General features: G+C 73.6%; 10 protein-coding genes. 6 read left to right on the top strand and 4 right to left on the bottom strand.

From position 1 onward, the window contains the following. Positions 1-765, top strand: coding sequence for a LytTR family DNA-binding domain-containing protein (locus LOC65_RS10550; RefSeq protein ID WP_164963769.1), 765 nt, complete (start codon positions 1-3; stop codon positions 763-765). A gap of 109 nt (positions 766-874) precedes the next feature. Further along, positions 875-3,940, top strand: coding sequence for a PAS domain-containing protein (locus LOC65_RS10545; protein ID WP_164963768.1), 3,066 nt, complete (start codon positions 875-877; stop codon positions 3,938-3,940). 24 nt (positions 3,941-3,964) lie between these two features. Here the strand turns inward: LOC65_RS10545 and LOC65_RS10540 are convergent, their stop codons facing one another. Together LOC65_RS10540 and LOC65_RS10535 are read right to left on the bottom strand one after the other, a co-directional pair. After that, positions 3,965-6,049 carry a M3 family metallopeptidase gene (locus tag LOC65_RS10540; RefSeq protein ID WP_230247459.1) on the bottom strand — a complete coding sequence of 695 codons (2,085 nt, stop codon included), beginning with the start codon at positions 6,047-6,049 and terminating at the stop codon, positions 3,965-3,967. Next, positions 6,046-6,768: a hypothetical protein gene (locus LOC65_RS10535; protein ID WP_009855549.1), complete on the bottom strand. Its 723-nt coding sequence runs from the start codon at positions 6,766-6,768 to the stop codon at positions 6,046-6,048. The genes LOC65_RS10540 and LOC65_RS10535 overlap by 4 nt, the downstream gene beginning before the upstream one ends. A 163-nt stretch (positions 6,769-6,931) precedes the next feature. Between LOC65_RS10535 and LOC65_RS10530 the strand changes: the two genes are divergently transcribed. Genes LOC65_RS10530 through LOC65_RS10515 form a run of 4 tightly spaced genes read left to right on the top strand, consistent with a single transcriptional unit; the run spans position 6,932 to position 11,120 of the window. Further along, complete coding sequence (locus LOC65_RS10530; RefSeq protein ID WP_230247458.1) at positions 6,932-7,489, top strand: YaeQ family protein; 558 nt, start codon at positions 6,932-6,934, stop codon at positions 7,487-7,489. A gap of 13 nt (positions 7,490-7,502) precedes the next feature. After that, the gene (locus LOC65_RS10525; protein WP_230247457.1) at positions 7,503-9,614 is read left to right on the top strand and encodes a prolyl oligopeptidase family protein; all 2,112 of its coding nucleotides are present in this window, start codon (positions 7,503-7,505) and stop codon (positions 9,612-9,614) included. Positions 9,615-9,625: 11 nt separating this feature from the next. Then, positions 9,626-10,363 (top strand): leucyl/phenylalanyl-tRNA--protein transferase, encoded by a 738-nt coding sequence (gene aat, locus LOC65_RS10520; RefSeq protein ID WP_230247456.1) that lies wholly within the window; start codon positions 9,626-9,628, stop codon positions 10,361-10,363. Between the two features lie 28 nt (positions 10,364-10,391). Then, a complete protein-coding gene (locus LOC65_RS10515; RefSeq protein ID WP_164963762.1) occupies positions 10,392-11,120 on the top strand; it encodes an arginyltransferase in 729 nt (242 codons plus the stop codon). On the opposite strand, the gene LOC65_RS10510 is transcribed toward LOC65_RS10515, so the two are convergent. Together LOC65_RS10510 and LOC65_RS10505 are read right to left on the bottom strand one after the other, a co-directional pair. Continuing rightward, complete coding sequence (locus LOC65_RS10510; RefSeq protein ID WP_230247455.1) at positions 11,072-12,748, bottom strand: MBL fold metallo-hydrolase; 1,677 nt, start codon at positions 12,746-12,748, stop codon at positions 11,072-11,074. The genes LOC65_RS10515 and LOC65_RS10510 overlap by 49 nt on opposite strands. Next, positions 12,745-13,116 carry a thioredoxin family protein gene (locus LOC65_RS10505; RefSeq protein WP_029718963.1) on the bottom strand — a complete coding sequence of 124 codons (372 nt, stop codon included), beginning with the start codon at positions 13,114-13,116 and terminating at the stop codon, positions 12,745-12,747. The genes LOC65_RS10510 and LOC65_RS10505 overlap by 4 nt, the downstream gene beginning before the upstream one ends. Positions 13,117-13,142: the final 26 nt, after the last annotated feature.

Genomic DNA, 13,142 nt, shown 5'->3' with positions numbered 1-13,142 from the left:
ATGAGCGAACCCACCGCCCTGCTCGCCGACGACGAGGACCTGCCGCGCGCCGAGCTGCGCCGCATGCTGGCCGCCGTCTGGCCCGAGCTGCGCATCGTCGCCGAATGCGAACACGGCCCGGCCGCGGTCGAGGCGATCGAGCAGCACCGCCCCGACATCGCCTTCCTGGACATCCGCATGCCGGGGCTCAGCGGGCTGGACGTGGCGCGCGCGGCCAGCGGCCGCTGCCACACCGTGTTCACGACCGCCTACGACAACCACGCGATCGAGGCCTTCGACGCCGGCGCGGTGGACTACCTGCTCAAGCCGGTGGTCGCCGAGCGCCTGGCGCAGACCGTGGCGCGGCTGCGCGAGCGCCTGGCCGCACGCGCCCAGGCCCCCGAGCTCGACACGCTGCTGCAGCGCCTGGGCGCGCAGTTCGCGCAGCGCGACGCGGCGACGCGGCTGCGCTGGATCAGCGCCAGCGTCGGCGACACGATCAAGATGTTCGGCATCGACGAGGTGCTGTTCTTCCAGAGCGACGAGAAGTACACGCGCGTCGTCACCGCCCGCGACGAGGCCCACGTGCGCAAGGCGCTCAAGGAGATCGCCGAAGGCCTGGACGACGAGACCTTCTGGCAGGTGCACCGCGGCTGCATCGTGCGCGCCAGCGCGATCGCACGCGCCCACCGCGACGACCTCGGCCGCATCACGCTGCACCTGCGCGACCACCCCGAACGCCTGGCCGTGAGCCAGGCCTATGCCTGGCGCTTCAAGCCGATGTGAGCGCGGCGGGTCGCGCCGCCGCCACGCGTGCCGGCGCTGGCGGCAAAGGCGTACGGCGGGCGTCATACTTGCAACTTCGACGTCAGAACTGCCCCGCCAACTCTTTCGCATGCCGCGCCGCGCCACGACGACCCGCTCCTCGCCCGCGGCACCCGCAGCCGAACGCCGCGACTGGTTCGAGGCGCTGCCGGCCGCCGTGGGCGCGCTGGCGGCGGACGGCAGCGTCGAGCGCCTGAATGCCGCCGCCCGGGCGCTGCTCGGCATCGAAGCCTTCACCGCCGGCATGCCGGCAGCGCAGCTGCTGGGACTGGACGACGACGGCGCCGACGCGCTGGCACGCTGCTGCCGCGGGCTGCAGCCGGTCGAGCTGCGCCGCCAGGCCGCGGCGGGCCCGCGCTGGCTGGCGCTGACGCCCAGCCGCCTGGACGACGGCACGACGCTGCTGGCGCTGGCCTCGCGCGACGCCGAACACGCCCGCGAGGCCGAGCTCGTCGAGCTGCACGCGCTGCTGGACGTCGCCGCCTCGGTCGGCCGCCTGGGGCGCTGGGACCGCGACCTGCAGACCGGCCGCGGCCACTGGGACCGGCGCGTCTTCGCGATGCGCGGCCTCGACGGCGAAGGCGAAGCGCCGTCGCCGGAGGAGGCCGAGCGTGCGATCGTCGCCGCCGACCGCGAAGGCTTCGTCGGCACGATCCGCCAGACGCTGCAGCAGCCCGGCCGCCACCGCTACCGCTACCACGTGCGCACGCCGGCCGGCCAGGTGCGCTCGATGCTGTGCGAGTGCGTCGTGCTGCCCGACGAGCAGGGCCGGGCCTGGCGCGCCGTCGGCTTCCTCGTCGACGACACGCTGGCCTGGTCGCTGGCCCACTCGCACGACTCGACGATGTCGCAGATCGCGATGGCCGCCGACATGACCGGCATCGCGCTGTGGCGCCACGACCTGCACGACGACCGCGTGCACTACAACCCGCGTGCGGCCCAGATCCTGGGGCTGCCGCTGGAGCCGCGCGGCCTGCCGGCAGGCCAGGTGCGCGAGCTCGTGCATCCGCAGGACCTGCTGCGGCTGGACGCCCAGCGCCAGGCCTGCCTGGCCAGCGACGAGCCGGTGGACACCGAGCTGCGCTACCGCCGTCCCGGCAGCGAGAACTGGCGCAGCCTGCTGGTGCGCCGCGCCGTCGAGCGCGACGACCAGGGCCGGCCGGTGGCCTTCATCGGCGTCGCGATGGACGTCACCGAGCGCGTCGACGAGTCGCGCCGCGCGGCCGAACTCGGCCGGCGCTTCGAGCTCGTCACCCGTGCCGCCGGCATCGGCTACTGGAGCGTCGAGCCGCTGGCCGGCGGCCACTGGAACGAGCAGCTGCGCACGATGCACGGCCTGCAGGTCCACGAGCCGGTGCCGAGCTGGAACGAGTGGCTGCAGCGTTTCGTGCACCCCGACGACCGTCAGCGTGTGGGCCGCCGCTTCGACGAGTGGCGCGAGAACGGCATGCGCCAGAGCGGCACGGTGTTCCGCATCGTGCGCGCCGACGGCGAGGTGCGCGAGCTGAGCGTTCGCGCCGGCTTCGACGGCCCCGGCGGCGATGCGATGTTCGGCATCGTGCTCGACGTCACCGAGCGCCGCCGCGCCGAGGCCGCGCTGCACCAGGCCAGCGAACGCGCGATGCTGGCTGCGCGCGGCGCCGGCGTCGGCACCTGGGAGCTCGACGTGCGCGACGGCAGCGCGATCTGGGACGAGCAGATGTGGCGGCTGCGCGGGCGGCCGCCGCGCAGCACGCCGCCGACGATCGCCGAGCGCCTGGGCTTCGTGCACGAGGCCGACCGCGACACGATGCGGCTGCACCTGCTGGAGCCGCTGAACCCGGCCTCCGAGCCCGACCTGGAGTTCCGCGTCGTCTGGCCCGACGGCACGGTGCGCTGGATCGCCGAGCGTTCGACGGTCCTGCCCGGCCCCGACGGACGCCCGCGGCGGCGCATCGGCGTCGAGTGGGACATCACCGACCGCCGCGCCGCCGAGGCGGCGCGCCAGGAGCGCGCGATCGCGCTGCGCGAGAGCCAGGCCAAGTCGCGTTTCCTGTCGCGCATGAGCCACGAGCTGCGCACGCCGCTGAACGCCGTGCTCGGCTTCACCGAGCTGCTGCTGGCCGACAGCGGCAGCCGCGACGGTTCCTGGCGGCGCCATCTGCAGGCGGTGCGCGGCGCCGGCCAGCAGCTGCTGGCGCTGGTCGACGACGTGCTCGACCTGGCCAGCCTGGAAGGCGGCGAGATGCGCGTGGCCTCGGAGCGCGTGGCGCTGCGCGGGCTGGCGCTGCAGGCGCTGGAACTGGTCGAGCCGCTGCGCGGCCAGCGCGACGTGACGGTCATCGCCGGCACGCTCGACGGCATCGTGCTCGCCGACGCGGTGCGCCTGCGCCAGGTGCTGCAGAACCTGCTGACCAACGCCATCAAGTACAACCGCGACGGCGGGCTGGTCGAGATCGAGTCGCGCCGCCGCGACGGCAAGGTGCTGGTCAGCGTGGCCGACAGCGGCCGCGGCATGACCGAGCAGCAGCTGCGCCACCTGTTCGAGCCCTTCAACCGCCTCGGCCTGGAGCGCGAAGGCATCCCCGGCACCGGCATCGGGCTGGTGATCGTCAAGTCGCTCGTCGAGCGCATGGGCGGCTCGATCTCCGTGCGCAGCACGCCGGGCGTGGGCACCGTGGTCGAGCTGGTGCTGGCCGACGGCACGGCCTCGCCGACCCCGCCCCCGACACCGCCGCGTGCGGCGCGGCCGCTGCCGGCCGCCGCCCCCGGTTCATCGTCGGGCACCGTGCTCTACGTCGAGGACAACCCGGTCAACGCGCTGATCGTCTCGGAGCTGGTCGCCCGCCGGTCCGACCTGAGGCTGGTCATCGCCGACGACGGCGCCAGCGGCGTGCGCCGGGCCGCCGAACTGCGCCCGGACCTGATCCTGCTGGACATGCAGCTGCCCGACATCGACGGCCACGAGGTGATGCGCCAGCTGCGTGCGCAGCCGCAGACGGCCTCGATCCCGGTGGTCGCGCTGTCGGCCAACGCGATGCCCGAGGAGATCGAGCGCGCGCTGGCCGCCGGCATGGCCGACTACTGGACCAAGCCGCTGGACTTCCGGGCCTTCATGGTGTCGCTGGAGGCGATGTTCGGGCCGCCCCCGCCCTGAGCGGCAGGAGCGGCCGTCACGGCCTCAGGCCGGCTCGGGCAGCAGGCCGCGCTTTTCCAGCAGCGGCTGCACCGTCGGCGCGCGCCCGCGGAACGCGGCGTAGGCCGCACCCGGCTCGCGGCTGTTGCCGGCGGCGTAGATGCAGCGCTTGAGCGCCTCGGCGACCGTCGGGTCGAACGGGCTGCCGGCCTCGGTGAAGGCGTCGTAGCCGTCGGCATCCAGCACCTCGGCCCAGAGGTAGACGTAGTAGCCGGCGGCGTAACCCGAGCTCGAGAACAGGTGCTGGAAGTGCACCAGGCGGTGGTTCATGCCGACCGCGGCCGGCAGCCCCTGCGCGGCCATCAGCTCGGCCTCGAAGGCGCACAGGTCGGCCGGCGGCTCGGCGTCGGGCAGCGCGTGCACCGCCATGTCGACGATCGCGCTGGCGCAGTAGCGCACGGTCTCGTAACCCTGGTTGAAGCGGCGCGCGGCTTGCAGCCGGCGCACCAGGTCTTCCGGGATCGGTTCGCCGGTGTCGACGTGACGGGCGTGGCGCGCCAGCACCTCGGGTTCGGTCGCCCAGTGCTCGAAGAGCTGCGACGGCAGCTCGACGAAATCGCGCAGCACCTGCGTGCCCGACAGGCGCGCGTAACGCACGCTGGACAGCAGGCCGTGCAGGCCGTGGCCGAACTCGTGGAACAGCGTGCGCACGTCGTCCATCGACAGCAGCGTCGGCCGGCCGGGCTCGCCCTTGGCGAAGTTGTTGTTGTTCAGGATCACCGGCAGCTCGGCGCCGCCGTCGGGCGCGTTGCGGCTCTGCCAGCGCAGCGGGCTCATCCAGGCGCCGCTGCGTTTGCTGGGGCGCGCGAAGTTGTCCTGCAGGAACACGCCGATCGCCGTGCCCGCGGCGTCGCGCACCTCGTAGGCGTGCACGTCGGGGTGGTAGACCGGCAGGTCGGCGCGGCGCACGAACTGCAGGCCGAAGAGCCGGCCGGCGCAGTCGAAGGCGGCGGCGACCACGTTCTCCAGCGCGAAGTACGGCTTGACCTCGGCGTCGTCCACCGCGTAGCGCTGCTGGCGCACCTTCTCGGCCCAGAAACGCCAGTCCCAGGCCTCGATCGTGCCCGGCACGCCGGCGGCGGCCTTGACCTCCTCGAGCGCGGCGCGTTCGCGCGCCACCGCGTCCAGCGCGCGCGGCCAGACTTCGCCCAGCAGCTGCTGCACCGCCGCCTGACGGCCGGCCATGGTGTCGGCCAGCGCGTAGTCGGCGTAGCAGGCGTGGCCGTGCAGCGAAGCCTGCTCGCGGCGCAGGCGCAGGATGTCGCGGGCGACCTCGCGGTTGTCGTGCTCGCCGCCATGTTCGCCACGCGAGACCCAGGCGCGCCAGGCGGCTTCGCGCAGGTCGCGGCGCTCGGAGTAGGTCAGGAAGGGCACGACCAGCGAACGCGACAGCGTGATGACGTGGCCGTCCAGGCCGCGGTCGGCCGCGGCCTGGCGCGCCGCGGCACGCACGAAGCCGGGCAGCCCGGCCAGCTCGTCCTCGGTCTTCAGCTCCAGCCGGAACGAGGCCTCGTCGTGCAGCACGTTCTGCGCGAAACGTGTCGTCAGCGCGGCCAACTCCTCCATCACCTCGGCGTAGCGCTGCTGCGCCGCGCCCTGCAGGCGCGCGCCGGCACGCACGAAGTCCAGGTGCACGCGTTCGAGCAGGCGCTGCTGCTCGGCGTCCAGCCCGAGCTCGGCGCGGCGCGCGTGCAGCGCGTCCAGACGCGCGAACAGCGCCGCGTCCATGTAGACGGCGTTGTCGTGCGCGGCCAGCGGGCCGGCCATCTCGCGCTGCACGGCCTGCAGCTCGGGCGAGGTGTGCGAGGCGCTGAGGTTGTAGAAGACCGCTTCGACACGCGCCAGCAGCCGGCCGCTGCGGTCGAGGGCGGCGACGGTGTTGTCGAAGCTCGGCGCCTCGGGGTTGGCGCCGATCGCGGCCAGCTCGTCGCGGTGGGCCTGCATCGCCGCCTCGAACGCGGGGCGGAAGTGCGCCGGGTGCAGGGCGTCGAAGGGCGGCAGGCCGAACGGCGCGGTCCAGTCCTGCAGCAGCGGGTTGTCCGCCAGAGGGGTCGACACGGCGGCGCTCACTTGGCGCCCTTCTTCAGCAGGATCTCGTCGTCCTCGCGGTAGCGGCGGTTGGCGCATTCGCCAGCCCAGAGGTCGCGCTCGGCGTTGAGCTTCTCGGTGCGCTCGGCCAGCGCGAGATTGCGTTCGTTCCACGACACGACCTTGGCTTCGGCCGCCGCGGCGCGGGCGTTGAAGGCGCTGACGCCGCCTTGAGCGCCCTGCTCGAGCTGCTGGCGCTCGGCATCGAGCGCGAGGCGGGTCTTGTCGATCTCGGCCTTCTCGCGGTCGAGCTTGCGCTTCTCGCGCTCGGCCGTCGGCCCGGTGCGCTCGCCCAGATCCTCCATGCGCTGGTTCCAGTCCTGGACGCGCTGGTTGAGCTCGCTGTAACGCGCGACCAGTTCCTTGGAGCGCTGCGAGAACTCGTTGAGCTTCTCGCGGTCGGCCTTCAGGCTGTCCTGCTCGGCGGCGAGGGCCGGACGCTCGGCATCCAGGCTCGCCCGCTCGGCCTCGACCTCGGCGCGGCCGGCCGCGACGGCGTCACGGCGCTCCAGGCAGTCGCGCAGCTGGGCGCGGGTCAGGAGCGGCCCGCCGCCGACGCCGCTGCCGCCCAGCAACAAGGTGCGGCCCGAGGCCGGGGCCGCCGCCTTGCCGGCAGGCGGCGTGTTTTGCGCCCAGACAGCCGTGCAGCTGCCGGCGACGAGCAGGGCCGCGGCCAGGCGCGGCGCAAGGTTGCGCTTCATGAACGATCCTCGTGAATGGGGTGGCCGGCACCCGCCGGCCGAACCGGCAATGATGCCACCCGCCACCATCCCCGTCGCGCTCCGAGGGCAGGCCCGCGCGCCACGCGTCGCCGCTGTGGCACAGTGCGCGGCGCGGCGACGTTGCCGCCTCCCCCGGGCCTTCATGGCGCTCAAATCGACGATCTACAAGGCCGCCGTCGCGGTGGCCGACATGGACCGGCCGCTGTACGCGGACCACTCCCTGACCCTGGCCCTGCATCCCTCGGAGACCGAGGAGCGCCTGATGGTGCGCCTGCTGGCCTTCGCGCTGCAGGCCGACGCCGGCGACGCCGCCGACAACCTGCAGTTCACGCGCGGCCTGTCCGACAGCGACGAACCCGCGCTCTGGCAGCGTGATCTGGACGGCCGCCTGCGCCACTGGATCGAGATCGGCCAGACCGACGAACGCCGCCTCACCAAGGCCTGCGGCCGCGCCGACCAGGTCACGCTCTACGCCTACGGCCAGTCGGTGCCGGTGTGGTGGAGCGGCCTGCAGGGCAAGATCACGCGGCTGCGCAACCTGCGGGTCTGGCAGCTGCCGGCGGCGCAGACGCAGGAACTGGCCCGGCTCGCCGCACGCTCGATGCAGCTGCAGGTGACGGTGCAGGACGGCCACGTCTGGGTCGGCGACGCCGGCTCCAGCGTCGAGATCACCCCCGTGCGCCTCTGGCCCGCCGACTGAAAGACCCGCCCCGATGATCTCCCGCCGCGACTTCTCCTTCGCGCTGCCGCTGGCAGCCGCCGTGCCGACGATGACTCTTGCCGCCCCCCTTCCCGACGACGAGCTGCTGTGGCTCGAGGACGTTCAGGGCGAACGTGCGCTCGCCTGGGTGCGCGAGCGCAACGCCGAGACCGAGGCCCTGCTGCAGAAGCAGCCCGGCTTCGACGCGACGCGCCAGCGCATCCGCGCCATCCTCGACTCGCGCGAGCGCATCCCCGCCGTCGTGCGCCGCGGCGTCTGGCTCTACAACCTCTGGCAGGACGAGCGCAACCCGCGCGGCGTCTGGCGGCGCACGACGCTGGCCGAGTACCGCAAGCGCGAACCGGCCTGGGAGACGGTGCTCGACGTCGACGCGCTGGGCCGCGCCGAAGGCGAGAACTGGACCTGGAGCGGCGCCGTCGCGCTCGGCCCCGAGTACCGGCGTGTGCTGGTCAAGCTCTCGCGCGGCGGCGCCGACGCGCACGTCGTGCGCGAGTTCGACACGGTGGCCAAACGTTTCGTCGACGGCGGCTTCGTGCTGCCCGAGGCCAAGAGCGAGGTCGACTGGATCGGCCCCGACGAGATCGCCGTCGGCACCGACTTCGGCCCCGGCTCGCTGACCGACTCGGGCTACCCGCGTGTCGTCAAGCGCTGGCGCCGCGGCACGCCGCTGGCCGCGGCGACGACGATGTTCGAGGGCCGGAAGACCGACGTCGCCGCCGGCGTCTCGATCGACCACACGCCGGGTTACGAGCGCACGGTGTTCCAGCGCGCGGTGGACTTCTACCGCAGCGAGATGTTCCTGCTGCAGGGCGAACGCCTGCTGCGCCTGGACAAACCCGACGACGCCGAACTGAGCTTCTGGAAGAGCCGTGTGCTGATCACGCTGCGCAGCGACTGGACGGTGGCCGGGCGCAGCTGGAAGAGCGGCTCGCTGCTGGTCGCCGACGCCGACGCCTACCTGCGCGGCGAACGCCGCTTCGACGCGCTGTTCGAGCCGACGGCGACACGTTCGCTGGCCGGCATGACGGCCACGCGCGACACGCTGATCGTCGAGATCCTGGACAACGTCGCCGGCCGGCTGGAAGAGTGGCGCCCGGTCGACGGCCGCTGGCAGCGCCGCGAGGTCGCCGCGCCCTTCCCCGGCACGCTGTCGGCGGTCGCCCTGCACGACCCCGAGCTCGCCGACGACCCGCTGGCCGACGCCTATCTGCTGCAGTACACCGACTTCCTGACGCCGGACACGCTGTCGCTGGGCCACGTCGGCCGCGACGAGCGCGAGGTGCTGAAGTCGCGGCCCTCGTTCTACGACGCCGCCGGCATGCGTGTCGAACAGCGTTTCGCCACCAGCCGCGACGGCACGCGGGTGCCCTACTTCGTCGTCTGGCCGCGCGGCGCCAAGGCCGACGGCGCCAACCCGACGCTGCTCTACGGCTACGGCGGCTTCGAGGTCTCGATGCAGCCCTACTACTCGGGCGTCGTCGGCTCGAGCTGGCTCGCGCGCGGCGGCGTCTTCGTGCTCGCCAACATCCGCGGCGGCGGCGAGTTCGGCCCGGCCTGGCACCAGGCTGCGGTCGGCGCCAACCGGCAGAAGGCCTACGACGACTTCGCCGCCGTCGCCGAGGACCTGATCGCCACGCGCGTCACCAGCCCGCGCCACCTCGGCATCGAAGGCGGCAGCAACGGCGGCCTGCTGGTCGGCGCGGTGATGGTGCAGCGCCCCGAGCTGTTCAACGCCGTCGTCTGCCAGGTGCCGCTGCTGGACATGAAGCGCTACACCAAGCTGCTGGCCGGCGCCTCATGGATGGCCGAGTACGGCGACCCGGACGACCCGGCGCAGTGGAGCTTCATCTCGCGCTACAGCCCGTTCCACAACGTGCGTGCCGGCGTGAAGATGCCGCGCGTGCTGTTCGTCACCTCGACGCGCGACGACCGCGTGCACCCCGGCCACGCGCGCCGCATGGCCGAGCGCATGCGCCGCCAGGGCCACGACGTGCTGTACTGGGAGAACATCGAGGGCGGCCACGGCGGCGCGGCCGACAACGGCCAGCGCGCGCAGATGACGGCGCTCGAATACGCCTTCCTGCAACTGCAGCTGGGCCGCTGACGCCGGGCACGATGCTGCCGATCGCCTGGATCGACGAGGACACGCCGCTGCCGCCGGCGCGGCACGCGCTGGGGCCCGACTCCGACGCGCCGGGCCTCGTCGCCGCCGGCGGCCAGGTGACGCCGGGGCGGCTGGAGGAGGCCTACCGCAAAGGCATCTTCCCCTGGTACGGCCCCGGCCAGCCGGTGCTCTGGTGGAGCCCGGACCCGCGCATGGTGCTGCCGACGGCGGAGTTCCGCGTCTCGCATTCGCTGCGCAAGACGCTGCGCCGCTTCGCGCGCACGCCGGACCACGAGATCCGCGTCGACCACGCCTTCGACCGCGTCATCGCGGCCTGCGCCGGCACGCCGCGCGACGGCCAGGACGGCACCTGGATCGTGCCGCAGGTGATGAACGCCTACCGCGAGTGGCATCGCCTGGGGCGGGCGCACAGCTTCGAGACCTGGATCGACGGCGAGCTCGTCGGCGGGCTCTACGGCGTCGGCATCGGCCGCATGTTCTTCGGCGAGTCGATGTTCGCGCACCGCACGGACGCGTCGAAGATCGCGCTGGCGGCGCTGGTCGCCTTCGCCCGCGCGAACGGCATCACGCTGATCGACTGCCAGCAGAACACGCGCCACCTGGCGTCGCTGGGCGCGCACGAGATCGACCGCGAGGCCTTCGAGCGCCATCTGGCGAACGCCTGCGCCCAGGAAGACATTGGCCGTTGGACCTATGATGCCTCGCTGTGGGAGCGGCTCGCACCGTAGCCGCCCACGGCGCCGGAACGACACCCACGTGACGCATCCGAAGGAGCTACCCCTCTCGTCGCTGCAGTTCTACGCGACCGCGCCCTACCCGTGCAGCTACCTGCCGGGCGTGCAGGCCCGGTCGCAAGTCGCCACGCCCAGCCACCTGATCCACGCCGACGCCTACTCGGCGCTGGTCGCCGCGGGCTTCCGCCGCAGCGGCATGTTCACCTACCGCCCGCATTGCGACGGCTGCCGCGCCTGCGTGCCGCTGCGCGTGCCGGTCGAGCGCTTCGTGCCGTCGCGCAGCCAGCGCCGCGCCTGGAAGCAGCACGAGACGCTGAAGGCGCGTGTGCTGCGCCTGTGTTTCATTCCCGAGCACTACCAGCTCTACCTGCGCTACCAGTCCGGGCGCCACGCCGGCGGCGGCATGGACCACGACAGCGTCGACCAGTACACGCAGTTCCTGCTGCAGAGCCGCGTCAACTCGCGCCTGGTCGAGTTCCGCACGCCCGCAGGCGCGCTGAAGATGGTGGCCATCGTCGACGTGCTCAACGACGGCATCTCGGCCGTCTACACCTTCTACGAACCCGAGGAGCAGGCCAGCTACGGCACCTACAGCGTGCTCTGGCAGATCGAGCAGACGCGCCAGCTCGCGCTGCCGAACCTGTACCTGGGCTACTGGATCGCCGAGAGCCCGAAGATGGCCTACAAGAGCCTGTTCCGGCCCTACGAGCTGCTGCTCGACGGCGCCTGGCGCGAGCCCGGGCCGACGTAGCGCCAGACGAGGCCGTCGTCGCTGGCGGCCAGGCCGTCGGCGGCCAGCTTCAGCAGGTGCGCCAGCAGCGAGCGCCGCGCCGGCGCGTGCAGCAGCGCCGGCACGTCGGCGTAGACCTCGGGCAGCAGCGAGTCCAGGTCCCCGTCGCCGCGCTGCGCCAGCGCCCGCAGGACACGCTGCTCGCGCCGCAGGCGGTGGCGGATCAGCGCGTCGAACACCGCCTGCGGCTCGGCGACGAGGAAACCGTGCCCCGGCGCCAGCCAGGCCGGCGGCGCCGCGCGCAGCCGCTCCAGCGACACCAGGTAGGCCGTCATGTCGCCGTCGGGCGGGTTGATGACGACGGTCGAGCCCTGCATCACGTGGTCGCCGGTGAACAGCAGGTCCTCGTCCTCGAGCAGGAAGCAGAGATGGTTGGACGCATGGCCCGGCGTCGCGAGCACACGCAGCACGGCGCCGCCGCAGTCCAGGCGCTCGCCGTCGGCGGGTTCATGGTCGGGCCGGAAGCCCGTGTCCTGGCCGTCGTGGAACTCGGGGCGGCGGCCCACCACCGTCGCGCCGGTGGCCGCCGCCAGTGCCGCGGCGCCGGGTGAATGGTCGCGGTGGGTGTGGGTGACGAGGATGCGTTCGATGCGCCCCGGCGCCGCCGCCAGCAAGGCCTGCAGATGGCGCTCGTCGGCCGGGCCGGGGTCGATGACGGTCCAGGCGTCGCCCGCGCCGACGAGGTAGCTGTTGGTGCCCGGGCCGGTCATCAGGCCGGGGTTCGGTGCGGTGACACGCACGATGCGCGGCGACAACCGCACGGCGCGGCCGGCCACCAGGTCGGCGAACACGTCGCCGCGGCCGTCGGGGTCGAGCCGGCCGGCCTCGGCCCAGGCCGGGTGCTCGGGCATCAGCACCGTGCGCCGGCCGTCGGCCAGGCGCGCGCTGCGCGGCATCGTCAGGCGGATGTCGCGGCGGGCGGCCGAGGCGGCCAGCGCCGACGCGGCATCGGCGAATGGCAGCAGCTCCTGCAGCGTGCGCTCGGTCACCGGCAGCAGCTTGAGCCCGCGCGCCGGGTCCAGCGCGGCCTGCGGCGTCAGCCACATCAGCTCGACGGCCTCGTTGCCGTCGACCTCGGCCTGCTGGCCAACGGGCGCCGCCGCGGCGAAGAAACGCGTGTCGAAGCGCTTGGGCACGCCCGGCGGCGTCAGCCAGTGGCTGTGGCAGCTCAGCGTGCGCAGGTCCAGCTTCACGCCCAGCGCGGCGCAGACGTCGGCGATGCCGACCTCGCCGGCGTGCAGCCGGCGCCGCCAGGCGGCCGCGGCGACGGCGTCGAACGGGCGGTCAGCGAGCAGCAGGCCGACCTCCTCGAAACACTCGCGCAGCGCGGCGACGGCATAGTCCAGGCCGCCTTCGGCGACACCGAGCCGGGCCGACCAGGCGGCGTCACCGTCGCCGACGACCCAGGCGTGGGCCTCGGGGTCGCGCGCGTCGAGCACGCCGCCGGGGAAGACACACAGGCCGCTGCGGTAGTCGCCGTCGCGCTCGGCGCGGCGCATCAGCAGCACCTCGGGGCCGGCGGCGCCGTCGCGCAGCAGCAGCAGCGAGGCCGCGGCGCGGGCGTCGGCCGGCACGCGGTAGGCGCTCACGCGAAGACCTCGCCGCGCAGGCGCCCGGCCAGCGCGGCCGCCTCGGGCGCCAGCGCCCGCGCCGGCCGCGGGTCGTCGAGCGCGGCGCGCAGCACGCGGCGCAGCGTCTCGGGCTGCGGCGTCAGCGGGCCGCAGAAACGCACCGCGCGGCGATCGAAGACCAGCACCGTCGGGAAGGTCTCGACGTCGAGGTCGCCGACCAGGTCGGCCTCGTCCTCGATGTCGATCCAGCGGTGGGCCAGGCCGGGGAACTCGGCGGCCACCGCGTCGAGCACCGGCGCATAGGCGTCGCAGGTGCGGCACCAGGCGGCGCAGAGCACCGCGGCGCAGACATCATCGGCGCCCGTGGCGCCCGGGGAATCGTTCATCGGCCGCGACTTTAGCCGCGCTCAGA

The organism is Rubrivivax sp. JA1055 (assembly GCF_020966565.1).
Lineage (GTDB): Bacteria > Pseudomonadota > Gammaproteobacteria > Burkholderiales > Burkholderiaceae_C > Rubrivivax > Rubrivivax benzoatilyticus.
Note: the sequence above shows the minus strand (reverse complement) of the source record. Positions and strands in the feature narration are given on the sequence as shown.